This window comes from Thioclava sp. (genome assembly GCF_048263065.1).
Classification (GTDB): Bacteria; Pseudomonadota; Alphaproteobacteria; order Rhodobacterales; family Rhodobacteraceae; genus Thioclava.
The window spans coordinates 1-25,883 of sequence record NZ_JBLXEM010000025.1; the positions used below are offsets into that span (position 1 = coordinate 1).

26 protein-coding genes and 1 pseudogene are annotated in these 25,883 nt (G+C 56.1%); 14 read left to right on the forward strand and 13 right to left on the reverse strand.

Features of this window, described 5'->3' with window-relative positions:
• Nucleotides 1-95 (reverse strand): MerR family DNA-binding transcriptional regulator (locus ACN0SD_RS17310; RefSeq protein WP_417809501.1); only part of this gene is annotated, 95 nt, incomplete at its 3' end.
• A gap of 65 nt (nt 96-160) precedes the next feature.
• On the opposite strand from ACN0SD_RS17310, the gene ACN0SD_RS17315 reads away from it, so the two are divergent.
• From ACN0SD_RS17315 to ACN0SD_RS17350, 8 genes and pseudogenes are all read left to right on the forward strand, one after another.
• Nucleotides 161-805, forward strand: a complete 645-nt coding sequence (locus ACN0SD_RS17315; RefSeq protein ID WP_417809470.1) for a cation transporter — start codon at nt 161-163, stop codon at nt 803-805.
• 156 nt (nt 806-961) lie between these two features.
• Nucleotides 962-1,222 (forward strand): annotated as a pseudogene (locus ACN0SD_RS17320) (transposase); the annotation flags it as partial.
• Between the two features lie 548 nt (nt 1,223-1,770).
• Nucleotides 1,771-2,358, forward strand: coding sequence for a TetR/AcrR family transcriptional regulator (locus tag ACN0SD_RS17325; protein WP_417809471.1), 588 nt, complete (start codon nt 1,771-1,773; stop codon nt 2,356-2,358).
• Between the two features lie 55 nt (nt 2,359-2,413).
• A complete protein-coding gene (locus ACN0SD_RS17330; protein ID WP_417809472.1) occupies nt 2,414-2,830 on the forward strand; it encodes an organic hydroperoxide resistance protein in 417 nt (138 codons plus the stop codon).
• 4 nt (nt 2,831-2,834) lie between these two features.
• A complete protein-coding gene (locus ACN0SD_RS17335) occupies nt 2,835-3,992 on the forward strand; it encodes an iron-containing alcohol dehydrogenase (protein WP_417809473.1) in 1,158 nt (385 codons plus the stop codon).
• 11 nt (nt 3,993-4,003) lie between these two features.
• Nucleotides 4,004-5,038 (forward strand): NADP-dependent oxidoreductase, encoded by a 1,035-nt coding sequence (locus tag ACN0SD_RS17340; RefSeq protein ID WP_417809474.1) that lies wholly within the window; start codon nt 4,004-4,006, stop codon nt 5,036-5,038.
• Between the two features lie 11 nt (nt 5,039-5,049).
• Entirely contained in the window at nt 5,050-5,727 is a 678-nt protein-coding gene (locus ACN0SD_RS17345; protein WP_417809475.1) for a type 1 glutamine amidotransferase domain-containing protein, read from the forward strand.
• Between the two features lie 340 nt (nt 5,728-6,067).
• Nucleotides 6,068-6,790, forward strand: coding sequence for a hypothetical protein (locus tag ACN0SD_RS17350; protein ID WP_417809502.1), 723 nt, complete (start codon nt 6,068-6,070; stop codon nt 6,788-6,790).
• 463 nt (nt 6,791-7,253) lie between these two features.
• Here the strand turns inward: ACN0SD_RS17350 and ACN0SD_RS17355 are convergent, their stop codons facing one another.
• The 11 genes from ACN0SD_RS17355 to ACN0SD_RS17405 all read right to left on the reverse strand — a co-directional run bounded on the left by ACN0SD_RS17355 (nt 7,254) and on the right by ACN0SD_RS17405 (nt 18,031).
• Entirely contained in the window at nt 7,254-8,588 is a 1,335-nt protein-coding gene (locus ACN0SD_RS17355) for a nucleotidyltransferase family protein (RefSeq protein WP_417809476.1), read from the reverse strand.
• Between the two features lie 119 nt (nt 8,589-8,707).
• Nucleotides 8,708-9,388 (reverse strand): glycosyltransferase family 2 protein, encoded by a 681-nt coding sequence (locus tag ACN0SD_RS17360; RefSeq protein WP_417809477.1) that lies wholly within the window; start codon nt 9,386-9,388, stop codon nt 8,708-8,710.
• A complete protein-coding gene (locus ACN0SD_RS17365) occupies nt 9,385-10,131 on the reverse strand; it encodes a glycosyltransferase family 2 protein (protein ID WP_417809478.1) in 747 nt (248 codons plus the stop codon). The genes ACN0SD_RS17360 and ACN0SD_RS17365 overlap by 4 nt, the downstream gene beginning before the upstream one ends.
• A 1-nt stretch (nt 10,132) precedes the next feature.
• Entirely contained in the window at nt 10,133-11,185 is a 1,053-nt protein-coding gene (locus tag ACN0SD_RS17370; RefSeq protein ID WP_417809479.1) for a hypothetical protein, read from the reverse strand.
• A 4-nt stretch (nt 11,186-11,189) separates the two neighbouring features.
• Nucleotides 11,190-11,570 carry a PqqD family protein gene (locus ACN0SD_RS17375; protein ID WP_417809480.1) on the reverse strand — a complete coding sequence of 127 codons (381 nt, stop codon included), beginning with the start codon at nt 11,568-11,570 and terminating at the stop codon, nt 11,190-11,192.
• A gap of 61 nt (nt 11,571-11,631) precedes the next feature.
• Nucleotides 11,632-12,594, reverse strand: a complete 963-nt coding sequence (locus ACN0SD_RS17380; RefSeq protein ID WP_417809481.1) for a radical SAM protein — start codon at nt 12,592-12,594, stop codon at nt 11,632-11,634.
• Nucleotides 12,595-13,237: 643 nt separating this feature from the next.
• The gene (locus ACN0SD_RS17385) at nt 13,238-13,708 is read right to left on the reverse strand and encodes a thermonuclease family protein (RefSeq protein WP_417809482.1); all 471 of its coding nucleotides are present in this window, start codon (nt 13,706-13,708) and stop codon (nt 13,238-13,240) included.
• A complete protein-coding gene (locus ACN0SD_RS17390) occupies nt 13,699-13,881 on the reverse strand; it encodes a hypothetical protein (RefSeq protein ID WP_417809483.1) in 183 nt (60 codons plus the stop codon). The genes ACN0SD_RS17385 and ACN0SD_RS17390 overlap by 10 nt, the downstream gene beginning before the upstream one ends.
• 159 nt (nt 13,882-14,040) lie before the next feature.
• On the reverse strand, nt 14,041-16,278 hold the full coding sequence (locus tag ACN0SD_RS17395) for an AAA family ATPase (RefSeq protein ID WP_417809484.1): 2,238 nt from the start codon (nt 16,276-16,278) through the stop codon (nt 14,041-14,043).
• An 84-nt stretch (nt 16,279-16,362) separates the two neighbouring features.
• A complete protein-coding gene (locus tag ACN0SD_RS17400) occupies nt 16,363-17,379 on the reverse strand; it encodes a GIY-YIG nuclease family protein (RefSeq protein WP_417809485.1) in 1,017 nt (338 codons plus the stop codon).
• A gap of 142 nt (nt 17,380-17,521) precedes the next feature.
• A complete protein-coding gene (locus ACN0SD_RS17405) occupies nt 17,522-18,031 on the reverse strand; it encodes a hypothetical protein (protein ID WP_417809486.1) in 510 nt (169 codons plus the stop codon).
• 123 nt (nt 18,032-18,154) lie between these two features.
• Here ACN0SD_RS17405 and ACN0SD_RS17410 point away from each other — a divergent pair, with 123 nt between their 5' ends.
• Nucleotides 18,155-18,313, forward strand: a complete 159-nt coding sequence (locus ACN0SD_RS17410; protein WP_417809487.1) for a ribbon-helix-helix protein, CopG family — start codon at nt 18,155-18,157, stop codon at nt 18,311-18,313.
• A gap of 157 nt (nt 18,314-18,470) precedes the next feature.
• Here ACN0SD_RS17410 and ACN0SD_RS17415 read toward each other — a convergent pair whose 3' ends face one another.
• Entirely contained in the window at nt 18,471-20,294 is a 1,824-nt protein-coding gene (locus ACN0SD_RS17415; RefSeq protein WP_417809488.1) for a DUF6538 domain-containing protein, read from the reverse strand.
• A gap of 341 nt (nt 20,295-20,635) precedes the next feature.
• On the opposite strand from ACN0SD_RS17415, the gene ACN0SD_RS17420 reads away from it, so the two are divergent.
• The 5 genes from ACN0SD_RS17420 (at nt 20,636) to ACN0SD_RS17440 (ending at nt 25,869) form a co-directional block, all read left to right on the forward strand.
• On the forward strand, nt 20,636-21,823 hold the full coding sequence (locus ACN0SD_RS17420) for a tyrosine-type recombinase/integrase (protein ID WP_417809489.1): 1,188 nt from the start codon (nt 20,636-20,638) through the stop codon (nt 21,821-21,823).
• Between the two features lie 161 nt (nt 21,824-21,984).
• Complete coding sequence (locus ACN0SD_RS17425) at nt 21,985-22,212, forward strand: helix-turn-helix transcriptional regulator (protein ID WP_417809490.1); 228 nt, start codon at nt 21,985-21,987, stop codon at nt 22,210-22,212.
• A 111-nt stretch (nt 22,213-22,323) separates the two neighbouring features.
• Complete coding sequence (locus ACN0SD_RS17430) at nt 22,324-23,157, forward strand: hypothetical protein (protein WP_417809491.1); 834 nt, start codon at nt 22,324-22,326, stop codon at nt 23,155-23,157.
• A gap of 802 nt (nt 23,158-23,959) precedes the next feature.
• Nucleotides 23,960-24,913 carry a hypothetical protein gene (locus ACN0SD_RS17435; protein ID WP_417809492.1) on the forward strand — a complete coding sequence of 318 codons (954 nt, stop codon included), beginning with the start codon at nt 23,960-23,962 and terminating at the stop codon, nt 24,911-24,913.
• Nucleotides 24,910-25,869: a site-specific integrase gene (locus ACN0SD_RS17440; RefSeq protein WP_417809493.1), complete on the forward strand. Its 960-nt coding sequence runs from the start codon at nt 24,910-24,912 to the stop codon at nt 25,867-25,869. The genes ACN0SD_RS17435 and ACN0SD_RS17440 overlap by 4 nt, the downstream gene beginning before the upstream one ends.
• The last annotated feature ends 14 nt before the right edge of the window (nt 25,870-25,883 follow it).

Consider the following 25,883-nt stretch of genomic DNA (forward strand, 5'->3'; position numbering starts at 1 on the left):
GGTAATAATCCGATTTTCTCATAGTAGCGGATCGTGACGACCTTTGTGCCCGTAGCACGCGAGAGGTCGCCAATCTTCAAATCGTCGCAGTTCATCGCTTGACCCTATAGTTACTATAGGCCGTATGTATCGCAAAAATGCGAATAGGACGAGATCTGTCATGCCCTGCTGCTCAAACGATACCTGCGCCTCAAACGTGGCCGCGACTGGCCACTACCGTGTCGTCCTGTGGATTGTGCTCGCGATCAACGCGGCAATGTTCGCGATTGAGATCATCGCAGGACTTGCTGCCGGATCGGCCGCCTTGCAAGCTGACGCGCTCGACTTCTTTGCCGATGCGGCAAATTACGGCATCAGCTTGTTTGTGCTTGGCATGACGCTTCGTTGGAGATCCGTCGCCGCCCTCGTGAAAGGTGCTTCCATGGGCCTTTTCGGGCTTTGGGTGATCGCAAGCGTCATCTGGCACGTCTTGCACGGCACGGTGCCGGCATGGGGGGCAATGGGCGCGGTGGGTGTTGCCGCACTGCTGGCCAATGGGGTTTGCCTAACCTTGCTGTATGCTTGGCGTGACGGCGATGCGAACATGCGCTCCGTCTGGATCTGCTCTCGCAATGACGTCATTGCGAACCTCGCGGTGCTTGGTGCCGCGCTTGGTGTGTTTGGCACCGGAACCGGTTGGCCCGATATCATCGTGGCTGCGGTCATGGCCATTCTGGCGATTCAAGGCGCGGCTACGATCATTCGCCACGCCCTTTCGGAGCAGCGCGAGGCCCGCAAGGTTAATCCGGTGCCAATTTTGCGCTGAACCGTCGCCTTTCACCATTCAGACGTCGAACCAATATCTTGGTAGGGCACAAAACTGCGTGGGTTACCTTGATCGCGACAACATCGCAAAATGACCTTGTTGCACATATCAGTGATGAGGATTCACTGTGCGAATCCAGTGCGTTAGTTCCGCACCATGCCAACGCCCTTTCCCACCCGCTATCGCACGACGAACTGGTCCGACTACAACGCCGCGCTCCGCCAGCGGGGCTCGCTCTCGGTTTGGTTTGATCCCGACACTGTCTGGCACTCCGGAAAGACCGGCAAGCGGGGGCGCCCGGAGACGTTCTTGGATGCGGCGGTCCAGGTCTGCCTCACGCTGAAAGTGCTCTTCGGTCTTCCGCTTCGGCAAACGGTCGGGCTGGTCAAGAGCCTGATCCGGATGGCTGGGCTCGATTAGCCGGTTCCGGCCCAAAGCTGCCATTCACAACAATATCCAGCGCTGCGACGCAGCTTCTCCAGATCAGACATTCGTGCATCCTGCAGCATTTCAGCATGTCGGATGGCTGCAGAGCGGGACAAAGCCACAATTCGCTGCAAGCGCTCTAATGCCGGGTGTCAGCGCATTGTGAGGATGGCAATCTTTCGGGGTGGGAGGCAAGTGAACCTGCGCTGCGGTTGCTACCCTTGAAGAGAGAGTTCTGAAAAGCTGACATCCAGATCACAGAAGCTCAGCATGCCGCGCGGAGATATTTCAAAGGGGAGACCGCTTCGTCGGTTCTGCGCAGATGCTCTGCTATTGAAATTGGCTCAGCAATCGTGCGAACGGGACTATGAACCGGTCAGCCTCGCGGCAGAGTTCCGCATCACCATCGCTCGGGTGTCGCGGGAGCCATCCACACAGGTCATTCACCGCAGGTAGACGCTCCTGTCTCACAGATTAGTGAATGTGGAAAGATCGCGCGCGCCTAGACGACCGGTCTAATTTCACCTATGTAGCGGGTCATGGAACACCAAAACGACACCCGCTCTCGGATATTGACCACAGGACGCCGCCTGACAGCCCAGCAGGGATATACTGGGGTTGGCCTAAGCACACTTTTGAAAGAGGCTGGCATTCCGAAGGGTTCGTTCTACCACTACTTCGCATCGAAAGAGGCATATGGCTGCGCGCTGTTGAGCGAGTTTATGACAGAGTATAGCTATCGCCTGAATGCCTCTCTCGCGCATCCAGACATGAATGCACGGTCTCGGCTCTTGACCTATTTCGAAGGGTGGCGCGAAAAACAACTCAGCCCGAACCTTGAGGATCGGTGTCTGGTGGTTAAACTGTCGGCAGAAGTTGCTGACCTATCGGAGAACATGAGCAACATCTTGCAGAAAGGTGTGTCCGACATTGTCGCGCATCTGGCGCAGACCATAGAACAGGGGCAGAACGAGGGTACGATTGCATCGATCGAAAACCCTCAGACCTTGGCGGAAATGATCTATCATATGTGGCTCGGGGCCAGTCTCGTTGCGAGCATCTCGCACAGTGATGCCGCTCTTAATTCCGCAATGGATGCGACAAAAGTGCTTGCTCCAGCACCGTAACTCTCAAAAATTTTGCCACCACGAAAGACGACCGGTCTATTCGTAAAGGAAAATCATGAAAATTTTCTACAAAACCACCGCAACCGCAAGCGGAGGGCGCTCCGGCACCGCCACCCTGAACGACGGAAGCCTTTCGGTCCAGATGGTCCGCCCGGATAGTGGCGAGCCGGGAGTGAACCCTGAACAGCTGTTCGCGCTTGGCTATGCTGCCTGTTTCGACAGCGCAATGGAATTGATGGCCAAGCAGCTCAAACTTGATACCACAAAGGCGAAAACCACGATCGACGTCGGCATTGGCCAACGCGCCGAGGGTGGTTACGCGCTTGATCTGGACATCACCATTCGTTTGCCGGGCATGGCAGCCGATGACGCAAAGCGCCTTGTCGAAGCTGCGCATCAAGTTTGCCCGTACTCCAACGCCACCAGCAACAACATCGACGTGCGCCTGCACATTGAAACTGAAGAGGTCTGAAACAATGAAGAATTTCGATTTTCACAATCCAACACATATCCTGTTTGGTAAGGGTCGTATCGCGGACTTGAAGGATCAGGTTCCTGCTGATGCAAAAGTTCTCATCGTCTACGGCGGTGGCAGCGCTGAACGCACCGGCGTTCTTGCACAGGTGCGCGAGGCGCTCGCGGGTCGCACGTTGGTCGAATTCGGTGGGATCGAGCCGAACCCGCGTTTTGACACCGCACTCAAGGCGGTTGAGGTTATCGACAAAGAAGACATCACGTTTCTGCTTGCTGTCGGCGGCGGATCGGTCATTGACGCCACCAAATTCATCGCGGCAGCTGCTCTTTATGACGGCGATGCATGGGACATCCTGACATCGCGAGGGTCGGTCGTGAAAAGCGCTGTGCCATTCGGCACCGTGCTGACACTGCCCGCGACTGGATCAGAAATGAACTCTGGATCCGTGATCACCAATTCTGAAAAGGGCGCGAAGCTCCCCTTCATGAGCGCGCACTGCTATCCGGTCTTTTCGGTGCTGGACCCGGAGGTCACCTACTCGCTGCCGCCGCGCCAAATCGCCAATGGTGTTGCGGATGCCTTTGTTCATATCATCGAACAGTATCTGACATATCCGTCTGCTGCACGCGTTCAGGACGGTTTTGCCGAAACGCTGCTGCGCACTCTGATCGAGCTGGGGCCCAAAGCGCTGAAAACGCCTAAAGATTACGACATTCGCGCCAACCTGATGTGGACGGCTACACTGGCCCTGAACGGTCTGATCGGGGCGGGTGTGCCGCAGGACTGGTCGAGCCATATGATCGGCCATGAGATTACCGCGCTGAACGATACCGATCACGCCCGCACGCTGGCCGTGGTGCTGCCCGCGCTGATGAATGACCAGCGCGGCCCGAAACGCGAGAAACTGCTGCAATACGGCGCCAATGTCTGGGATATCCGCGAAGGCGATGAGGATGCGCGGATCGACGCGACCATCAAGGCGACGCGCGACTTCTTTGAATCGATTGGCATCAAAACCCGCCTTGGCGATTACAACGTCGCCAGCGCCGATATCGACCACATCGTGACAGCACTCAAAGAGCACGGCATGACCGCGCTCGGCGAGCACAGCGCCATCACCCCCGAGGATGCCCGCCGCATTCTTGAAGCGGCCGTTTAGGAGATTTTTACATGACACAGACCGAAACAATAAACCGCCAGCTTGTGCTGGCGGAGCGCCCCAAAGGCGCGCCCACCACGGATACACTCCGTCTGGTCGAGGGCGAGGTTCCCTCTGCGGGGGCCAATCAGATGCTTTTGCGCACGGAGTTTTTGTCGCTGGACCCCTACATGCGCGGACGTATGAGCGATGCCCCCTCTTACGCGGCTCCGGTGGAAATTGAAGGCGTCATGCCGGGCGGAACAGTGGCGCAGGTCGTGACATCGAACGTCGACGGGTTCACGGCGGGCGATTATGTGCTCAGCTTCAATGGCTGGCAGGATTATGCTGTTAGCGATGGTGTCGGCGTCACCAATCTGGGCAAAGCGCCTGCGCATCCGTCCTGGGCGCTGGGGATCATGGGTATGCCCGGCTTTACCGCTTGGGCCGGTCTCACACAGATCGGCGCGCCAAAGCCCGGCGAAACCATCGCCGTGGCGGCTGCAACTGGGCCGGTCGGGGCCACCGTGGGCCAGATCGGCAAGATCCTCGGCTGCCGTGTGATTGGCATCGCGGGCGGGCCGGATAAGTGCGCCTATGCAGTCAATGAATTGGGCTTTGACGCCTGTATCGACCACAAGGCAGATGACTTTGCTGAACAGCTTGCCAAGGCCAGCCCCGATGGCATCGACGTCTATTTCGAAAACGTCGGCGGCAAGGTTCTTGACGGGATCATCCCGCTGTTGAACTCCAACGCACGGGTGCCGGTCTGCGGATTGATCTCGCAGTATAATGCCACCACCCTGCCCGACGGGCCGGACCGGATGAACTGGCTTATGGGACAGATCCTGCGCAAAAAAATCAAGCTGCAAGGCTTCATCATCTTTGACGATTTCGGGCATCTCTACGGGGACTTCGCGAAGGAGATGGGGCCGTGGGTTGAGAGCGGCAAAATCAAATACCGCGAAGAGATCATCGACGGGCTGGAAAATGCGCCCGAAGCCTTCATCGGGCTGTTGAACGGCGAAAACTTTGGCAAGCGCGTTATCCGCGTTGGCCGCAACTGAAAGGTAAGACCATGAAAATTCTAATGGTACTCACATCCCATGACGCACTTGGGGACACGGGCAAAAAAACCGGCTTCTGGCTGGAAGAATTTGCGGCCCCCTACTACGTCTTCAAAGACGCAGGCGCGGATATCACATTGGCCTCGCCCAAAGGCGGCCAACCGCCGGTTGATCCCTCCAGTGACAATCCCGACGCGCAGACAGATGACACCCGCCGCTTCAAGGAAGACAGCGACGCGCAAAAGCATCTCGCGAACACGCTAAGACTCTCGGACGTGACCGAAGACGGGTTTGACGCGATCTTCTATCCGGGCGGTCATGGCCCCTTGTGGGATCTCGCCGAAGACGCGGACAGCAAACGCCTGATCGAGGCCTTCGCCGCCGCCGACATGCCTGTTGGGGCGGTCTGCCACGCACCCGCCGTGTTCCGGCACACCCAAGGGACGGACGGCAAACCGCTGGTTTCCGGCTGCCGCGTGACGGGCTTTACCAACACTGAAGAAGAGGCCGTGGCCCTCACCGACGTTGTGCCATTCCTGGTAGAAGACATGCTGAAGGCAAATGGCGGTCTGTACGAAAAAGGCGCAGACTGGAGCAGCTTCGTTTTGCGTGATGGCAAACTTGTCACCGGCCAAAACCCCGCCTCATCCGCCGCCGCCGCGCAAGAGATCCTCGCACTGCTGAAATAGGGGCCTGGCCCTGTGCAAAAGGCGATAGCCTGATCCGCTTCCCTTGAACTGGGCGCGACAGTCGGGTGCTTCAGATCAGGGCGGATTCACTCGTGAACCCGCCCTGAGAGCCTGTAAGATTTACCACCGCTCTTAAAAGAAGTGGATCAGGAAAGCCTCAAGCCGCTATTCTACTTTTCGACGGCTCGCGGCCCAGAGCCGCCGTTGACCGACTCCGACAATGCCGCGTCGCAGCTTCACGGGACCGGACATTCATCCATCGCGCAGCAATTTGGTGTATCAGAGCGTCGGCAGCGCGGATCTTATGGAAATGTTGCACGGCCTGTGGCAGCGTCCTGTCATGATTGAATTTCGTCTTCTCGCCGATGACCATCCCGAACTCGCACATTCTCCGCTGCTTCGGGGGGCTCTTTTGACCCTGCAATATACACAGGACCATGGTTCAATCGGCTTGACCAAAACCAAGGCCTTCAAGCGTACTTTTGTTCATTGGGCAGTCGAGCATTTCGATTGGCCGGGGAAAGGCGCTGAAGAGATGTTTCGCTACAACAAGGTGATCAATGAATTCGAGTTCCCCCCACTCGAGGTTTTGCATTTTCTGCTTATTTCGTTGCGCTTGGGACGGCACTTCAAGGGTGAGTTTCGGTTGACCAAACGCGGCGCAGATCTGGCGCAAGCTCCTGGCCGTCTTTTTGCTGAGCTGATCCCGTACTTTTTGCTCCAGATCGATCACGCATCCTATGCGCGTTTCGATAATCGTCCTTTCGGAAAATGGGACGTTTGGATGAACGTGATTAACGTAGAGGCCGATCATGGCACGACCGAGGCCGCCTTATTCAAAACATTCTACGGTGAGCCGCAAGACTGGCATACCTCAGGGTGGCGTGAGATGGCCGCATTCTCATCTTGCGTGCTGCGACCGCTCGAATGGGCGGGATTTCTGATAGAGAGCCGCGAAGACGGGCCCGGCAATCACGTATGTCATGTATTCAAAAGTCCGCTCTGGTGCAGCGTACTCAAACTTGACACCAATGACATGCTGCGACCGATCTCGGTTCAGTAAGAGTGTTGTTCAAGAATTCAAAACGGGACGCCGTATACGGCCCATTGCTGCCTTTCACCGATTCGGACCAGACTGCGCGGCATGACCGCCGAGGACGGCCCAGAGCATGCGTAATTGGGCTGCCCCTATTCAGAGGTCGAGCTCCCGTTAAGATCACAGGAATGCTGTGAACAAGGGAGATGGAAAATGGAATATTTTGCCGGTTTGGATGTGTCACTGCGCTCTTGCGCTGTGTGTATCGTCGATGCCAATGGCACGCTGTTGAAGGTTATGGCCGCCTGCGCAGGATGAATAGGCTACCCCAAGCGTAACAGGGTAGTCCTCCTAAAAACGGGGTAATCATATCCCAATTGGTGGACCACTTCAGCGGGGGCATTCCATCTTAGATGCGCTGCATATTTTTCTGATCATTTGTGTCCCCATGCTTACTTCCATCCGCCATTGAAACCGGACGGATTGTGGCCTAGCGCTGATGGGTGAAGTCGGCCGCCAACACGGAAAAGGGAACAACGCCGTATTTCTGGTGTTCGGGGCTGCCGTCCGGCGCTTCAACCAATTTCCCTGGTAAGGCTAACAGGACAATCGGGAAATCTTCCTTTGCAAGCATGATCTGACCTTTGAACCGCACCTCTGTATGATCGCCGGTCTTGCGTAGGTGAAAGGCTTGCAGGTGACATAGGTTGCGTGTTGAGCTGTTGAGTTCGAATTCAATGCGTCGCCGTTTGGGCGGCGTCTTGACGTTTAGTGTGACATTGAACGACCAAAGCCCTGCTTTGGCTTGTGTATCCGGTACAAGTTGATGCTCTAGCACGCCGTCCGAAACTGCGGCAGGTGATCCGGGTTTTGTCACTGCGCGAAACAGTGGCGTATCTTGCATTTTATCCCGTCCAGAGTGTTTTAACTTGTGAAAGCTCTCAAACCCGCGCCGGATAACCCTTTGTGCTGACGATAATTTCCCGATGTCTTTGGCAAGAAACATTGCACTGATTTGTGCCGGGGACGCCAGATTGGTCCTTCCACAAACGTCGCGTAGCACTTCGGACGGGATATTCAGGCCAACTTCTGTTGACAGATATGACAAAGCAATTGCCGTATGTCCGCTCAGTTTGCGCGATTTGGTGATCTTGCAGAATTTATCCCAATCAACGCCGTCTAAATTCACGATCCGCGCGGCGTCGACAAGCCAGTCGCTATGGCTGTGCCCATCCCACCCGCCATGGCCAATGGCGATGGCCAATCGTTCCTCTGGGCTGGGAACAAAAACTGGAAGACCGTAGAACTGCGCCGGTTGGACGTCGTCAAACAAGGCGCGGTCGCTGTCGCTGCTTTGGTTGGCGATGTGATACGCGTATTGATGCAGGTCGATATCGCCAAAGCGCCCCTGCTTGAAATTCCGCGCGCGCACGCTTGAGATGCGCCCACGCAATCCAAGCACAGTCTCGCCCCGTGTGCTGTTCCAGCCATTTGCAGCCAAAATTTCGAATGCGCTAACAAAATCGCTAGGGCTAAGAAGCAAGTCCAGATCATAAGCTGTGCGCGATTTTTGTTCGGACACATCCAAGGCTACGCGGCAAGCGCCCTTTAGCAAAATCAACTGCAAACCCGCCGAAACCATTTGTAGCAACGCCGGCTTGGCTGCGCTCATTGCCATGAGCGATCGTGTCCAGTTTAGCCTTTGCAACCCGTTAAGGCGCGCATACTCTGCGTGTTTTTTTAACCTGTCGTCAAATCGGGTTGTGATAGCGGCAAGTAGGCGATGTTCGGGAAACGTCGCATCATCAAGGTCGGTCTCATGCAACCAGCTTTCGATTGCGGCAAATGCGCGGGCCTCATCAGGGCAGATCGCGGCAATAACCAGCTGATTGCGACCACCCTGCGGCCACGCCCAAGCAAGGTTTGGAAACCAACGAGAGCTGGTCATGATGTACTTTCCGATTGCTCACGCGCCTTGCGCCGCATCATAGCCCGATGTGCAACCATGAGGTACCCTTGATCTTTGGCGGTGTCTCGCCCATAGGAAAGACTGCTTGGGATGATCCGCCGCAGGACCAGCACCGCGTTACAGACTTGAAACTGATACCCCAGTTCACGCGCCCGCCCGAGCCAGTCAACCATGTCGCCCCGCCCACCCGGCGGGTCGAAAATATCGCCTACATGGTCAAACGCGGCGCGATATAACACCAGGTCTGATCGGGTCTTGCCGTCACATTCATGACCGGTGGTGTAGTCATCTGATCCATGCTTGAAATGTCTGTGACGTCCAAAAACGAAAGTCTGCTTATTCGCTTGGCGTAATATTTCGAGTTGCTTTTCCATCTTGTCGGGCATCCAAAGATCGTCCGCATCAAGGGTCGCAACGATATCGCACAGCGTTTCTTTAATCGCGCGACTTGTCGCTTGCCCGCAACCAGCATTGTCTTGTGTAATGACCTTGACAGTATCTGATTGGGCGCGGGCAATCGCGGCAGTGTCATCGGTTGAACCGTCATCGACGACCACGATATCGCTCGGAGGTACGGTCTGTGCCAAAACGGATGTTATCGCCTCTGCAATGGTCTTTGCCGCATTATAGGCAGGAATCGCAACGCTGTAGGTCATAATAACTCCGCCGGAAAATCGATGTTGAAGCTAGGTTTGTTCAACTGACGTGACGGGTCCGATTTGCGACGTTGAATGCTTTTCATCAATGCAAGTGCAAAGCTCTTTTTGGCTTCGTCCAGTTTCTTGGTCATGTTGCCGGGATGGCGCAGATAGTAGTGGCAAATCGTATCCGTTTGCGCAAATTTTGTACCTGATTCAAATATACGCAAGAGATAGTCAGTGTCTTCTGCCTGTTTTAGGTCTGTGTCAAACAACCCTATCCGATCTACCAGACTGCGCCGCATCAGGGCGCATGACAGGTGGATGCTTGTCATCCGGCGCGCAATCGCATTTTCGGCGGGGCAAAGCGTTTCGGGGTTGATCTGATCCGTTCCAACCATGTCCCCATAGGTGATTTCTATGTCTGGATTATCCCGCAATACCGCAAGGTCGGGCCCAAACCGATTGGCGGCGATGATGTCATCAGAATCTAGGAACGTCACAATTTGGGTTTCTGGCAGTAGATTTAAAAGCCCCGTATTGCGTGCCGCTGCAACACCGCCGTTTTCGCGGGGCACCACCCGTACGTTTGTTATCGATTGCACGAGATCGGCAGTCACAGATGTGGTCTGATCGGTGGACCCATCATCGACAATCAGGATATCCAAATCAACCTGACCGGCACGTTCGAGCAGTGACCTAATCGCCAGCCGTAGAGCATCGGGTCGATTGTATACGGGAACGATGACAGTGGTTTTCATATTAGAATTCCGCAATGTAGTGACGAATGGCGCGTGTTATCTCGGCAGGATCAGGCCCAAGATCAAGCCTGTAGCATGGTAGACGTCGCGATATCTCTGCAGCAACAGAGTATAACAGCGGACGATCGCCGGGGATTTGCGACACACCGGATGGGGCCAGCGCAAGGAATGCTTCCTTGGCTGTGGTGATTGTCAATGTCGTCTTTGCAGCGCCTGTGATTTTCGGCAGAAGCAGCGCGCCAAGTTGGATGTGATCTGGCCCCTTGTGGCCAAGATCGGGCAAATAGAACTGATACTTGTTCTGCCAGTTAACCCGTTTCGGTATGGCAGGATGATTATTGAGTTGTAGGCGTTTCAGCCCAACGTGATCCTGTTTTAACGTATCAAAAAGCGGATAAGCCGTCAGCGACACCGGGTTCACAAAGACATAGTCATCGCCGACTGTTTGTAATCCTTGCAAAATACCGGACAGGACTGTGCCAGATTTGCCTGATCCGCCTGCACCAGCGAGAAGAACGCCCCGGCCATCAACAGCCAAGCTGCCTGCATGGATCAAAGCACCGCCGTCTTTTGCCAATTGCCACTGCAAGAAGTTGCGCAACGGCGATCCTGGATCCCAATCAGGATAGCCGTGCTCAGTTGGCATGATCTGGATGCCGCACCCCGTCTGGCGGTCGAACAGCTGCCAGAACGATTTTTCAGGAAAATGATGTAAACGGTAACGCGTCTTGGCAAGTGCCGCTTCAACCCCGCGTTCGACAAAGTATTGGCTGCCCCAAGTGAGAGTTGGAAAGCCGCCCTTTCCTGCGATGCCAACAGCGATACGCGCGGCGGGCTGATCCGTATTTGGTGTCGACGCTAGTGCAAGGTCAGCTTGGGATAAGTAGGCATCACTGCAAGACCGGACCCTGAAACGCTGACCTGCAATACCAAAGCTGCGTTCGTGCTGGGCGTCTGCAAACATTGCCTCAAAATGATCAAACACCCGCGCAAGACTAGCTGCGACGTTTTCTGGCCTAATGATCAGGCTCTTCTCGACGCGGAAGACGCTCATCGTCTTAGGATGATGCTTTCTGCATCTTTGGCCAGCCAGCTTCATCATCCACATCGTGGATCGGATCGGCCACGATCAAATCTGACAGGTCATCATAAACTTCGATTGTCGGTGCTGAATCCAAGGAAAGCGGCACGGCCGGTTTAGCCGTAGCTGTCGTGGCGGGAACAATAAGCCCGAGCTCAATCAGATGCTGTGCAAACGCAGCGGCGCCTGCGGCTAAATCATCAGTGATAGATTGCCCGTCGACAATCGCACTCCAAAGCAACGCGGCCGAAGGGTTGAGACCAAAGTACTGGCCTGACCTGAGATTCAAAACGACGAGATCGCCACCAAAGCTTTCGTGAACAATATCTGGTCCGGCAAGTTGATAGCAGGTCGTCATTCTTCACCCTTATTTTTCATCAAGACGCAAGATTTCGACTTTGCGTATCGCGTCCATCCGCCTAAAGCAACTGCCTGAATTTGCACGCAATTGCAGGACCCAAACCGCGTTTCCTTCTTTCCGGCATACGGCAATCGTCGATGACCTGCATGTTAGTCATCGATTGCGCGAGCAACGCGTAGTCCACGATATCTTCCATCGGTGTTTGAAGGTCATCTTTCCATGATTTGCGTGGCAAGCCTGTTTGATTGAACTGCTTTCCACAAGACCCCACACAATTGGCGCAGGACCTCAGTGGGCCTGCGCCGTTCAAAAATGCAATAAGTCGGTCGCGCAAGTCCGGTGCTGAGGTGATTGCGAAACCTTCATCTGTGAGATGTCCACCGGTGAGCGGTGGGACATATATCGACTGCGGGCACCTGAACATGTGATCCCCACGCAAGCTATGACAGCCCCAGACGTTGGCCATTTTGCAAGCTGTCCAAATATCCTCGACCAGTTTGGGTGTCTGCGCTTTGTGCAATGAAAAAGTGTGGCGAAACTTTGGGTAGTGGGCAATTTGAACTTCAGTGCCGAGCTTGTCGCCTTTACGGCGCGCGGCTTTGATCAAGTCTTTGGAGAGGCCCGCGTTTTGGTAGACTGATATCTCCAGCACATCTAAAGCACGCCAAGCCTCATCTGGCAGCCGATCAAGCAACACACCATTTGTGATGAGATGGATAGTGTTTCCAATGCCCGATGCCCGGCCAATATGGATAAGGTTCGTCAGGTCTGGGTGTAATAAAGGTTCGCCGCCCAGCAACCGTAAACGGTCGCAATGATAGACATTTGACAACACCCCCAGGACGCGTTCGGTTTGTTGCAGATCGGCATTCCACTTTCGCATCACTGGGGACGCGTGATTGCATTGCTGACAGCTGATATTGCAGTGGTCGGTGACAATCAATTCCAGGTTCGTTGGTGGAATGATCTTGCCATTTTCTACCCTTGAAATGGTCCGAGGTCTTAAATCAACTTCTAGCATCTGATCGCGTTTCCTTTGGATCGCTGAGGTATGAGCCATTGCATTTGGACATGTTCGCTTGATGCATCCCAGCGCGCAAAAATGAAAGCAGTTTCGCGCGCACAAATCGAGGGCAAGAGAACGTCGAGACGTGCAATCTTATGTTCAGCGATTTTGCTCAAGAGCTATCGTGAAACTGCCCGCCAAGCGGCGCTGTTGAACTTGGTGGTATCGACGAAATTACGGCACAATTTCGTTTTGAGTGGGGGGCCGAAGGGGCGTTTTTAAGCTGAGGCTGGTCGCTTTGCCGTGACGGTAACGCAGGGGGTGTTGATGTGTCGCGCTACATATCCAAAAATATTTATTCGCGCGACTACGAGCCCACAACGGACGTCTTAAGTGTTCCGTCGGGCTAGCCGTCTTGAATGACCGCATTCGGGATGTGGTCGGGTTCGTTTTGCTTTTGCAGCAAACGTCCGGTTTCCTGAAGAACCATCCCGAAAGCGGACCGACCAGACCGCTCGGCTTTGAAGGTCCGCTTTTGGCGGCATCTCAAAATTCTCGCTGCAAAGCGGCGAATGCACACTTTCCGCCCTTCCTACTCGTCACTTTGGGTTACGATAACATCAAATGCGGGCCGCCCCCCCGCATCATCAGCGTCATATTAGCGCCGGCGCCAATCCCACGGCATCATGAATTCGCTCGCCCAGATACCGGCTTGTTGTTTCCTAGCCGCGTCTTCCTGGGGCACGTAATCCCGCCCATAACGCCGATACGCAACGGCCCAGCCATTGCGAACAAGCCAAGCGTTCAGGTCTTCCCCGTTTTGGCGACAGATCGCGACGAAGCGTTTATATCGGTCGATATCGGTGACCTCACATGAGACCGGCGCGCGTCCAATCTTGTCCGCGAGTGCAAATGACGCATCCTTACCGCAGTTCCACAGCTTGCCGTTGGGCAGCTTGCAGCGCTGACGGCTCTCGATCGCGTCGATCGCGTGTAGCCGAATTCGGCTCCCGTGAATGTCGATGGTGTCGCCGTCAATAACCGACGCTGTGCCGGTTATGGTCTTCGCTTGCAGCGGCCCACAAAGACCAACCGCAAGGATAAGTCCGAGCAAGAGCCTTAGTGACAATGGACACGCCCCGCTTTGGTGTCCATGTGGCAGCACTGCCCAGCAGGTGAGCTTTTCCGGCAACCGCCACCGTGGGCGATTTCATCTTGGCTCAGTGCAGCAGCCGTCGGCATGGCTTGGATCGGTAGTGAAAGCGCCAGGATCGCAGCCATGGTTGAAAGAATAGCCTTCATTAAAATACCTCCCGCACAAATCAGTGAAAAAGACCGTATCGTTCTGACTGTAGGCTGCAAGTGGAATGATGCCGTTTTCGTGAACGTTTCCGGATTTCCGCAGCCGACTCTTTCAGAGGCCCCGGATCACCGATGCTACCCCAAGCGGGAGGGCTCAATTTACCTTGCCGCGCTGTTCGACCCTTGTGTCGTGTCACCTTGCTGAAACAGATCATCTGCGTGATCGCGGCCGGGTTTTGGTGGGGCGGCGTGATCGTTGGCGGTCCTTTGACGACAGACGCCCTCAAGCCGCTTGGCCAATTCCTCCCCCGCCAATTCGCGTTTCTCGACAAGATCGCGCGCCATTGCATCCATCACCGCGCGGTGCGTCTCAAGGATCGCCGTCGCCCGTTTCTGCGCTGCCGCGAGACGCTTGCGCACGCGGCCGTAAACATGCGGGTTTCGCAGCGAGACATGCTCGGGCTCATCCAGCCAGATCAGTTCGTGATGGCCCAAGCCGTAGCGCGTCTCGATCCAAGTGGCGCGGGTTGTAGCGCGGGCGAGATCGGACATCGTATCGCCTCCCGCGCCGCCTGAGACTTCGCCGAGCACAAGCGTTTCTGCGGCACGCCCCGCGAGTTGGAACGCGAGCTCATCTTCAATATCGGCCAGTGTGGCGAGCGCGCGCCGCGCCCCAATGTGCGCCTCGCCGCCACTATCGCGGCGCAGCAACAGGCGCGCAATGGTGCCCAAACCAAGGGCATGATACACGATCGCATGGCCGCATTCATGCAGGGCGACGCGCCAGTCTTGCGCCGCCTCACGCGGCGCATCACCGTTGATTTGGCGGCGCAAATCGTCGAGAGACAGCGCACGGTTTTGCGCGCGCGCTTGCGACTTTGCGGCCCGGATCGCCGCGTCGATATCGGCGGCACTCATGCCAACACCGTCTCGCGCAAGATCGCGCAGTTCGGCGTCGGGTAGATCAAGATGTGTGCGCAGAATGCCGTGCAGTGTCTGCGCATCCGGCAGCGGCACGCTCACCTGCTGATCAAATCGGCCGGGACGCAGGATCGCGGGATCAAGTGCGCCCACGTCATTTGTTGCGCCGATCACGAGCACGCCCTGCGCGTGCATCACACCGTCGAGTTCCTGCAGGAACGCGTTGATCACGTTGCGCTGGTAGTTCGAGTTGTGCTGATCGCTTTGTAATCGCGACCCGGCGGCGTCGATCTCATCGATAAACAGAATCGCGGGCGTGTTCTCGCGCGCCTTGGCAAAGGTGGCGCGCATCGCGGCGAGCATATGGCCCAAATGACCCGCCGCCTGCCATTCCGCAAAACTGCCCGAGACAAACGTGGCATCCGCGCTTGCGCCCATCGCCTGCGCAAGAAAGGTCTTGCCGGTGCCGGGCGGGCCGACGAGCAACATCGAGCGCGTGAGATCGGACCACGCAACAGCGCCCGATTTCCAGGCGTTCAGATCCGTAACCAAACGTCGTGCGGCCTGCAAAGCCGCGCCGTCGCCGGTCATCTGATCCAATCGAGGCACGGCGGCGCGGCGCGGCGGGGCCACAGCCGCCACGAGGCGTTCAACCGCCGCCATGGCAGTTGGCGCGCGCAGGGCCAGCATGCGGGTGATTTCGGGCAACGCGGCGAGGGCATCATCATCGGGCAGGGCGTCCCAAAGGGCGGCCAGATCAAGGTCCCCGGGATAGGTCAGATGCAGATGAACCAGTGTGAGGTGGCGGTCCAGTGCGGCCAATTTTAGGGGTGCGGGCAAGTTGGCTGCGACCGCCTCGGGCAGCCGGGTGCCGACCGGCATATAAAGCAGAACAGGTCGGTCTGAGGACGCCAGCGCATCAGCGAGATTGGCCAGAGGGGCGCTCTTTTGATCGTTCTCCAAAGTCAGGATCGTCAATGTTGATTGCGCTGATGGACGGTGTCCCGGCTTCTCAAAGCGAATGCTGCCATCGGGCAGAAAACCCCGGCCCAGGATGCGCGTTACGTCCGGCGTTTCCTCCCGCGTGCAGCCCTGAAGAATGGTCAGCGCGCCGGGCTTGGTCACATCTGCGACGCGGTCCAGCGTTCCAAAAGTTGCCGCCAGCCGCAGTGTCAGCGCAAGATCCCGCGCATCAAGGAATTTTGCCGGCATGGTGCTGCTTGCGAGCCCATCGAGCGGGGGCGTCGACGTCTCTTCTTTGATGCTTCCCGTGTCAGGCTCGTCTCCCGCCGCCGTTGTTTCAGGCGGCTGGGCTTCAAGATCGAAGGGGGTGTCATCGATAAGCATATCGAAGTCGTCATACGCATCTGTTTGCGCGGCTTTGGCGGGCTGCTTGGCCTCTTTATCGGCCTGCAGGCGGCGGATAGCAGAGAGCGCGAGCGGACCCCAGCTAGGGGAGAAATCGAATTGGGTCATAGCGGGCCTCATAAGGCATGGGGGAAGAGGCAGCCCCGGAAAGCGGGGCCGCGAGTATGATCACAAAGGCAGGGGTTTGCGCCTTTAGTGCCGGGATTTGCGGATCCGGGCCTGCCGGGCGCGCCGCTTCATCTGGCTACGCCCAGCGGGTCCGGCTTCCTTGCGCTCAAGGCGCTTCAACTCACGCAAGATCACCGTTTCAAGGTTGGGGCGATAAATTTCGGATTTCACCTTGAGCAGGTTGATGAACTCGTGACGCGGAACAAGCTCTGCGGGATAGCGCCGCTCAAGCCGCTTGTGCAGGCGTTTTTCCATGAGTTGAGCGTAACGGCCCGAGCGCATCGGAATCTTGCGCAACAGCACGCGCGGAAGGTCGCGCGAGCGCGCCAGTTGATGCTGGAGGCGGCTTTCGGGGTCGCGCGAATAACCGAGTTTGATGACAAACTTGCCGGGCTTCAACTCAAAGCGCATTGCATAAAGATAGCTCGGCTCGGTCGACCAGCTTTCGCCGCAACCGGGGCAGGTGAAGCGGCCGGTCTGCATGTTCACGCGCGCGACGCGGGCCGTGGCACCGCAGCCATCTGCGTGGCGATAGAGGCGATAGTTGTCCTTGCCCTTGGGATCGGCACCGATGCGCTCCCAACCCTGGGCCTTGGCTTCTGCCTGCTCGCGGTGTTTCAGACAGATCTCGCACCGATGCGCGACCTCACCACGCGCCACGCGTTCAACGAACGTAAACTGGCGGCGCAACTCATGGCCACAGGGCGCGCGATAAAACGCATAATGGCGATGCTTAGGATCGCGTCGCAGCATTTTAAGCCCCGCGGCGTTGGATTTCGCGCGCCAGCGGGCCTTGATGCAGTGCGGGCATTCAGGGTTGGCATTCAGCACAACGGAGTGCCGACTGATGTGAACGCCGCCACAGGTCGCACATTCGAGCGCGAGGTGATCCTTGTTCTTGACGCGTGCCAGAATGCGGTAGCCTTTGGCTGTCGCGGCATCCGCCCAGTGGGCGTGGATGGTTCCATTATAGATGGGATACTCGACATCGCCGATGATGAGGGTCTTGGGGGCGGGGGCGTGCGGATTATGCTGGGTCATAGCCAGATCTCCTGATGAATAGGGGGATACGGCGCGCCACAGGGCGCGACCGAAGGGTCGGCGGCGAGAGCCGCATGACATGCCACCGCTGACGCGTCCGGTGAGGACGCGATACGAAGTGGCTGTCTAGTCTCTCAGGAGATCAGGGGCAGGGCGCCCATGTGTCGAGATCATCGCCCGGCGCATAGCCAACGAGATCAAGCGCGACAAAGCTCTCAAACAGCGTCAACGCGGTCCGGATCATCGCGTTCACGCGGCGGTGGGTTGCGCTGTCATCAACCATCCGAAAGTGGTCCGCCTTGCGCCGCGCGATCTCCGCAAACCGCGCAACCTCGCCCGGGCACTCGGAGCACATGGTAAGATGCACAAGATAGGCTGCCAGCTTGAGCGGTTTGTCGGACGGGCGGGTCGGTGCCTCTTTGATGAGGGCGCTCAACGCACCGGTCACGCGCTCTTGCGCCAGTTCCGCATCCCGCAGCCAGCCGGAAAAGGCCGGGTCCCAGACGTTAACATCTGCGATGTCGCGCTCCTTCTCGATCCAGTCGGCAAACTGCCCAAGGAACTTCAAGAATTGCGTCGAGATCGGCGACGGGGTGTAGCGGGAAGTGTCTTCATTCGCGCTAAAACGCGTGATAGTCGTGTCGTTAGCCATGGTGGGTCTCCTATCCGAGATCGGCTGGGGTTAGAGCGAGGGTGAGAGCGGCAACTCTTGCCTTCGCTCGCTTAATGTGCCATCGTTGCTCTATGATGTCAACATTAAAATGCGAAAAAACACATGGCTCCTCCTAAAAAAGACACCCAAGCGCTAACTTTGCGGCTTGAAACGCAAGTCATCGAAAAAATCGATGAGCTACGGCGGGCAGAGACAGACATACCCACACGCCCTGAAATGATACGCCGGATGCTGGAGCGGTATATGGCACAGATCGGCTGATGCGGATTTGCGCCCCGTTCAGAGATGATCCGGGGCGCACTGGCAATGTACGCCACGTCGGCGACATTTGTCTCTGGGTGGGATAAGCCCGTTGGCGTTCGAACGAGAGGCTGCCTAGATGAATTGAGAGATCAGAACGCAAACGCGATAGGACTCTTCAACCTCCCTCTCTCCTAGAAACTGGCAACCTCGGCAGTTGCCGGATCGCCTTTAACATCGCCTCCAGCGGGGCCCTTTCGGTATACCGTTCGCTCGTCACGTCTTCGCCAACATGGCCAAGGATGTCCTTTCTCACCTGTTTAGGCACGCGGGGCATCCGGCTCAATTGGGTTGTGACGTAGTGGCGAAAGCTGTGAAATACCTTGCCGTCTGGATTGCCGTCCAAACGATTTTGGACAAGCAGACGGAACCTGTAATCGATCTTCTCTCCGAACTTTACGCCCGCTTTCGCAGGTCTCAGGTCGGGGAAAAGGTCGGCTTCGGGACCTTTCCGATCGATCTGCTCGCGCGCGTGATCGACAAGGCCCAGTTCAATCAGTTGTGGATGGAGCGGCAAAGTCCGACTTGATGCCAGCGTCTTAACGCTCCGGTTCGAATTCGGTGCGATTTGCATCGCCGGCATGCCTGCGACTTCGGCAATGTCGACTGCCTTCAGTCCTGCGATTTCCTCGCGCCGCGCTCCGGTGAGCGCCGCGAGGATCGGTAGCCAATACAGGCCGTCTAGCGTGATGTATGGTCCCGGCTCCTGCCATTTCTGCTTGCGCTGGTTGCCCTGCCAGACCGGATGCGTGAACAGGCGCTGAATATCTTCGCTCGAAAAGGCGGGGCGCTCGTCGCGGTCGCGTTTGGTCTTGCGCGGGCGCAACGAGCCCAAGTCGATTTGCAGGACGTTCGCGAAGCCCTCGGAGCGTGCCTTGGTCAGCAACTGCCCGAGATAGTCAAGGTTGCGACTGATCGTGGTCGTTGAGAGACCTGTGCTGGTGTTTGCGGATTCGGCGAGAATCTGGCGCAATGGCTTGTCCCGATCCTTCGGCGATTTGCGATAGGTGGCGGGGAGCGCGGATAAAATATCGACGAACTTTGAGATATGCGCTTGCCTCAGATCCCGGATATCGCGCAGGCCGGTCGCCTCGGCGAAAAGCTCGAAGACCCGGGTCATCTGTGTGATCATCTGACCAGACAGGCCGTGCCGTCGCTTCTGCTCCATCAGGCGGCCAATGAGGGAGCCTAGGTTGGGGTCGTAGTCCGGTGAAACGTCAGCGGCCATCATAGGCTGTGAAACGGGCAGGGGTGTGCTCTCTCCCCGCGCAAGGCGCCCGGCAAGATCCATGGCCGCATCAAAGGGCTGATCTTCTTTCAAGCTTGTCAGCAGCGCGGCGGCGCGGCCTTGATACCAGATCTGGCGACCCTGCATGAATTCCATTGTCGTGAATTCCTGCCGGTCCAGCGCCTCTCGCATCGCCTTCACCGTCCGAGCATTGCCAAATTGCATGGGCGGATGGGCATAGGCCTGCGCCTCGATATCGAGGCAGTCCTGCACTCGTTCAATGTCCTTCGAGGTCTTGCTCTCGGCTGACATCGAAGCGATGTCACCTTCAGATAGGTCACGGGCCGAGGCTCCGCGTTGCGACATGAACATCAGCGCCTTGCCCATCGCCCAATCCATGGAGCGCTCATCCTGCCACGCGCTGGGATCAGCCTGGTCAGAGGCGGCGGCGCGGCGCAATTCTATGGCGCGAAGCTCCTTTAGAATCACGGCACGCAGAAATTTCTGCGCATCCTCCCGGCTCAATCCTGCTTCGGCCATTGCGTCGAAAACCCTCACACTTTCGGCGCTGACGATGACCGCGAGACGGCGCGCGATCAAGGGATCATTTGTGCGAAGGCTGATCTGGACAACACCGCCGCCCAGGACGGCGGGCAGGCGCTTGCGCCACGCATAAGTCGCGCCTCGGCGCAGAATATGGGTTTGAAGGGCCATCGTAGGTCTCCCGAAAAGGGACCACCGACCAGATCGCAAGAGACGCTTCGAGCGTCACATGTGTGACGCTTATGTGCTACTCACCCCACGAAGGGTGAATTGCCAAACATCGTCAATAACTTGGTGAAGTTTGGCTCCGGCGGTAGGGATCGAACCTACGACCAATTGATTAACAGTCTCAGTTATCGCAACTATCCCATAGCATCCCGTTTATCCCTATTTTATCCTATAATCATTTTAAAACAAGGTCTTATGGGTATTGAGTGCGGCTCATATTTACTCCATAATTACCCATATAATCCCATTGGATGCCTACTATTTGCCTACTAGGGTGGAGGATCATGACGAAACTAACCGCGCAGTATGTACGAGACTTGCCGTTTTCTTTGAGCGGTCAGACGCTAATAACGGACGATGCTTTGCCTGGTTTTGGGATCAGGGTAGGCGCAGCAAGTAAATCATACTTTGCGGAGAGCCGTGTTAAGGGCCGAACCCGGCGGGTGACAATCGGCAGAGTTGATACTCTGACACTTGCTGAGGCGCGCAGGTTGGCCATGAAGGCACTTTCTGAAATGGCGGATGGAAAAGACCGAAATGCGGAGCTTAGGCGTGAACGTGCCAAGCTAATGACATTGGGCCAAGCAATTGACGGCTGGCTTGGCGAGAGACGGCTCCGAGCCAGCACTTCTGCGACCTACCGTAGCACAATGTCGCGGGAGTTCGGGGATTGGAGTGATATGGAATTGCGCCGGATTACGCCAAAACTGTTTCAGGCTCGGTTTGCTCAGATAATGGACAGAACCCCTGCGGGAGCTGCGCTAGCTGTCCGCACTTTCAAATCATGCTGGAACTGGGCGAGGGCTGACATAACAGACTGCGACGGCTTGGCAATCCTAGCTGAATGCCCTGCTGATATTATCAAGGCGAAAAAGTTGATGCCTAAGGCTAAACGAAAGCAAACCTTCGTGTCAGATTGGGCCACATTCTTTGAAGCTCTAGACGGCCTAGAAATCAATTCTAACCGCCATCATGGGGCTGGAGAAAAATTCAAGGTTTTCGTAGAAATTTTGGCTCGAACGGGTATGCGTATGGGCGAAGCGTCTAATCTCAAGTGGGCTGATGTCGACATGGCATCGAAGACGTTTACGATTACCGCCGATCGCGCAAAAAATGGAGAAGCTTTGACGCTTCCCATGTCCGACCAAACATATGCCTTGTTAGCGGGGCTGCATGGGCGCTCAGGGCGGGATGTCTACATTTGGGGGGCTACCCCCTATGGAGATCCGCGAAAGACGCTCAGAGCCTTTCGCCTGGCCTTGGGGTGGCCCATTAACTTTCACGATCTTCGACGTTCTTTCGCGACGATTGCTACGGATTTAGATTTGCAGCAAAGCAAAATTATTCGTCTTTTGAACCACGCCAGTGGGGGAAACGTGACCTTAGGCTATCAGGTTTCGAAGAACCCCGAGACTTTGCGTAAGTCTGTTCAGGACATATCGGACTTTATTGACCACAAAAAGAGTGCTTGAAACCTGATAGAAGATCTTGCATAAATACATGAGCGTCAAAACAAGGATGTTTGCGCCCTTTACGTGTTCGATTTCTGTCGAATGTGTATTGGGCAGCGCGAAGCAAAAAAAACTGGGTACGCCTCTTTGGTGTGCCAGCTTCGTTCCTTGGAGACACAAAAATGACCATAAGTATCAAGAAGCCGGTTCGACTCGCATCCGAAATGCTCACCTCTATCGAGGCGGCACAAATGCTTGGCGTTTCTCGCCGTTACCTGGACAAAGACCGCCACGCTGCTCGGCAGAACGGCACACCTCCAGCAATCCCTTACATTGAGTTGGGGCATCGCACAGTACGCTACCATCTCAATGATGTCTTGGGGTTCCTCGCGTCTCGTCGCGTTGACTGAACATAAATTCAAATAAATCGTTGTCTCGGATAGGCGCGTTCTGCGCGAGATCTTGGGAGAGGCTACTAACCCATTCCGTTGGATTGCGGAACAAGAAGTCATGAGGTTTTTATGTCAACCGGAAGCGTAAGTTGGCTCGTTACAACCAGCAAAAACTTAAAAGAAAAACTCAAATCTGAATCCGTCTCCGAACAGCCGCCGAGCACATTGGTTTTGCCACCAGTCGATAGCGGTAAGTTAACGACCCACAGCATCGAAAATTTTTTGAAACTGAAGGAAGAAAAGCAGCGTAAGAGGACGGATCTGAAGGGGGCAGCTAAAGCAATGCACTTCGAGATCGAAAAATGGACCAAACTAAACCCTATAGTGTTGGAAGGACGAACTTGGGCGGGTATTGATAGCGAGAACTTGGCAGACATTCTGGGAGTGACGACGAAGCAAGTCCAGAGAATTTCTAAGAGCAATCCCTTTCGTACCATCACAAAACGAATCGGCGGTCGCAGTCGGAAGCTTATTCGGATATGTAGTCCAGCCGATCTAACAAACGAAGACTTCGCACGCATTATGGTGGCATACTGGCGGAGCTTTTCAGGACGAAAAGAAACCCGAGAACAGTTTGGTATGCTCGTCGGGTTGGCGAAGGATAGTCCTAGAGGGCTTGCGCCAGATATTTTTAGAACTGTGACTGAGAACTGGTCGAGCTTTATGGCTGGAGTTCATCTTGCGATCACAATTGGGTCGGTAGATGGGGACAGTTTCGACAAGGATCCAGAGTGCTTCTCAAAGAAATTTTTTCATTACCCTAGTATTTCTGTGATGCGCAGATTCTGGCACGTTGCCGTTGAGCAGTACCAGATGCTCGTTCAAGAAAAAATTTCGGAAGGTCCGATCATTTATAACAATATTAATAATATCATTAATGAATATATAATATCATCATCTTAACCAGTGGGCACAAAGAAAAGGACATGATGATAGTTGCTCCACTCGCTTCGCTCGGTTCGCAACTAGCTTCGGGGAGAATGAAGTGGATTCGGGAAGAAGAAAACAGAAGTGGATTTGACCGGTGCAAAAAGCACAGGGAAGAGTTTCTCTTAACGCGATATTCGATTTCAGATTTAGTCTCCGATACACATACAGGGACAAACGCGGTGTAGAGCCAGAGTGACCCGATTTGAAGCATGGTGGGGTGCTCAAGAGCAAATGGGGAAACGGTAATCGGTCACACAAATTTGTCGGATATGTTGTGAAAATGCTCAGAGAAGTTCTGAAAAAGACATAGAGGTCCTGACAGAGACAATGAGTAATCTCAGGCTGAGATCGGCTGATTTTTTCCATCAAGTAGATGACGAACTAACCTCGATCACATTACTCATCACAGCGTAGCAGCCGCTGCAAAAATGCAGGCGGGAAGGGGACACTTATCGGTACCATCATTATGCGCCGGAAATCCCGGTGTCTTGGAAACCTCCGCCCCCGCACTAGAATGTCAAACCGACGAAAAATTTCCGGGAATTATTCGACGAATAAAACTCCGTCCCCAATCGCAAAACCCTTCCCTGCGTCGCCAAAATAGATACGAAATACGAGGGCACAATGGTTCTGCTTCCCCTGCTCAAGGAGGAGCCACATGCCATCTATTTCCCCAGCCACCCGGTTTGAAACCCTGATCGTAAGGCGTGCATCGACTTGGCCGATTGTGACCCCGCAAAGCCCAGTGCCGCTTTCGCCATGGCAAGCCGCGAGCTTGCTGCAAAAGGCTATCCGAAGAGGCGATGTCGAACGCACACAACAAGCGGTCTGGTCGCTGTTATCGACGGATCCCGTGCGTATGTGGCGCAGGCTCGGTGTCATTGCCTTTGAAGATATCGGTCTCGCGAATTTACCGCTGGTCGGCCAAGTCCTAGTTGCCTTGCGTGGAAAAACCTTGCGGCGGTCGCTCGGGGGCGAGATGCGAGTGGCGATAGGAATAGCTACCGACTTGGCGCTCAGCCCAAAGAACCGATCCGCCGATGATTTGCTCTGCGTTTTGAACTCGCACCCGGACATCCCCCATGTAGCGCGAAAGTTCGCAGGAATGTCTGCGCAGCGATTGTTGTACGCGGTGTCCGGTGATCTCAGCGTAACAGAGGCAAGCGTCGCGGCTCGCAAATTTGCAATCAATTGCAATTCGTCCCCGTCATATGTGCCCACCGAATTGCTTAACTCGCTTGGCGTCGGCCCCTCAGTTGAATGGTTGGCGCAGGAGGGGGGAAAGCGCACACGAACGATGTTGCCACTTCTCGTTGCGCTTTTGTCGCGAGCGAATGGACTCAAGCAAGAAAACCCTGATGACGAATTCCCCGAGGAGATCGAGATCGCAGGTCAACCCGGTTGGGCTCTCGATATGTTCACGCGCGAGGGAAAGGCAGCTATTCGTCGCCTCATGGCGGGTAGCAGCGAGGTCGCAAGATTTGCGCGCGACACCTTCCCATACGCAGGCAGAGCGCAATTGCTGGGTGAGGCTGTGTTCCGCGTGGAAAGCGGCTTACTTCGGAACCGACAGGATGGACCGTTGGGCCAAACGCTCCGTTCCCAGATGGAACGTGAGTGCCTCGGGATTGACCTAGGCCATGCTGAGAAACTGTTGCCCCTTATGAAAGCTGCGATCCCGGAGCTAAACGATTGCCGCAGAGTGATCCTTGGGAGGGTAGGGCAATGACTGATTGCATATCCCTAACCCGGGATAACATTCTCTTATCCCGGCCCACAAATGACGGGTTGAAAGGGGTCGAGGCCGCCGAGACCTTCATCCGTGCGAGCCTTTCTGACAGCTCCCGCAAGGCCTACCGCGCCGATCTATCTCACTTCGCGGCATGGGGCGGCGATCTGCCCGCCACGCCTGCCATGGTCGCCCGCTATCTGGCAGAGCATGCCGACAGCCTCGCCCCCGCCAGTCTGGCGCGGCGGGTGGCGACATTGAGCAAGGTCCACGCCGCCAACGATTGGCCAAACCCCTCCCAAAGCGAGATGGTCCGCGCCACGATGCGGGGGATCAAGCGGTTGAAAGGCACGGCGCAGGACCAAGCCAAACCCCTGCTGCGCGAAGACCTGTTTCTGATCCTCGATGCGATGGGGGACGATCCCCGCGCTCTCCGTGACCGCGCCTTGCTGCTGATCGGCTGGGCGGGCGGCTTTCGCTGTTCGGAACTGACCGGACTGGATTTGGCAGATGTCGAGGAGGTCCGAGAAGGGCTTACCCTGCACTTGCGCCGCTCCAAAACTGATCAGGCGGGGCAGGGACGCAAAATCGGCATCCCTCTCGGACGAACTCGTCATTGCCCTGTTGCGGCACTTCATGCGTGGCGCGGGGTGTTAGCGTTGAGCGATGGCCCTATATTTCGACCCGTGGATCGCCACGGGAATGCGCTCACAAGCCGCCTCAGAGGGGATGCGGTCTCTACTATCCTGCGAAGCCGTCTCACGGCCACAGGGATCGTTCCTGAGGGCTACAGCGGGCATAGCTTGCGGGCTGGCCTCGCTACGAGTGCTATCAAGGCTGGGGTGCCGACTTATAAGGTTCGAGCGCAGACAGGCCACGCATCCGATGCGATGCTGAGCCGTTATGTGCGAGATGGTGAGATGTTTGAGGGAAACGCGGCGGGGGCTCTTTTGTGAGAGGATCGCTCGGG

Bases quoted from the DNA above. Each gene is read 5' to 3' on its own strand.
- ACN0SD_RS17370 (WP_417809479.1), bottom strand. From the start codon at position 11,185: ATGAGCGTCTTCCGCGTCGAGAAGAGCCTGATCATTAGGCCAGAAAAC.
- ACN0SD_RS17395 (WP_417809484.1), bottom strand. From the start codon at position 16,278: ATGACCCAATTCGATTTCTCCCCTAGCTGGGGTCCGCTCGCGCTCTCT.
- ACN0SD_RS17360 (WP_417809477.1), bottom strand. From the start codon at position 9,388: ATGACCTACAGCGTTGCGATTCCTGCCTATAATGCGGCAAAGACCATT.
- ACN0SD_RS17390 (WP_417809483.1), bottom strand. From the start codon at position 13,881: ATGAAGGCTATTCTTTCAACCATGGCTGCGATCCTGGCGCTTTCACTA.
- ACN0SD_RS17420 (WP_417809489.1), top strand. From the start codon at position 20,636: ATGACGAAACTAACCGCGCAGTATGTACGAGACTTGCCGTTTTCTTTG.
- ACN0SD_RS17330 (WP_417809472.1), top strand. From the start codon at position 2,414: ATGAAAATTTTCTACAAAACCACCGCAACCGCAAGCGGAGGGCGCTCC.
- ACN0SD_RS17350 (WP_417809502.1), top strand. From the start codon at position 6,068: ATGATTGAATTTCGTCTTCTCGCCGATGACCATCCCGAACTCGCACAT.
- ACN0SD_RS17400 (WP_417809485.1), bottom strand. From the start codon at position 17,379: ATGACCCAGCATAATCCGCACGCCCCCGCCCCCAAGACCCTCATCATC.
- ACN0SD_RS17415 (WP_417809488.1), bottom strand. From the start codon at position 20,294: ATGGCCCTTCAAACCCATATTCTGCGCCGAGGCGCGACTTATGCGTGG.
- ACN0SD_RS17440 (WP_417809493.1), top strand. From the start codon at position 24,910: ATGACTGATTGCATATCCCTAACCCGGGATAACATTCTCTTATCCCGG.
- ACN0SD_RS17375 (WP_417809480.1), bottom strand. From the start codon at position 11,570: ATGACGACCTGCTATCAACTTGCCGGACCAGATATTGTTCACGAAAGC.
- ACN0SD_RS17410 (WP_417809487.1), top strand. From the start codon at position 18,155: ATGGCTCCTCCTAAAAAAGACACCCAAGCGCTAACTTTGCGGCTTGAA.
- ACN0SD_RS17380 (WP_417809481.1), bottom strand. From the start codon at position 12,594: ATGCTAGAAGTTGATTTAAGACCTCGGACCATTTCAAGGGTAGAAAAT.
- ACN0SD_RS17345 (WP_417809475.1), top strand. From the start codon at position 5,050: ATGAAAATTCTAATGGTACTCACATCCCATGACGCACTTGGGGACACG.
- ACN0SD_RS17315 (WP_417809470.1), top strand. From the start codon at position 161: ATGCCCTGCTGCTCAAACGATACCTGCGCCTCAAACGTGGCCGCGACT.
- ACN0SD_RS17365 (WP_417809478.1), bottom strand. From the start codon at position 10,131: ATGAAAACCACTGTCATCGTTCCCGTATACAATCGACCCGATGCTCTA.
- ACN0SD_RS17325 (WP_417809471.1), top strand. From the start codon at position 1,771: ATGGAACACCAAAACGACACCCGCTCTCGGATATTGACCACAGGACGC.
- ACN0SD_RS17340 (WP_417809474.1), top strand. From the start codon at position 4,004: ATGACACAGACCGAAACAATAAACCGCCAGCTTGTGCTGGCGGAGCGC.
- ACN0SD_RS17430 (WP_417809491.1), top strand. From the start codon at position 22,324: ATGTCAACCGGAAGCGTAAGTTGGCTCGTTACAACCAGCAAAAACTTA.
- ACN0SD_RS17425 (WP_417809490.1), top strand. From the start codon at position 21,985: ATGACCATAAGTATCAAGAAGCCGGTTCGACTCGCATCCGAAATGCTC.
- ACN0SD_RS17335 (WP_417809473.1), top strand. From the start codon at position 2,835: ATGAAGAATTTCGATTTTCACAATCCAACACATATCCTGTTTGGTAAG.
- ACN0SD_RS17405 (WP_417809486.1), bottom strand. From the start codon at position 18,031: ATGGCTAACGACACGACTATCACGCGTTTTAGCGCGAATGAAGACACT.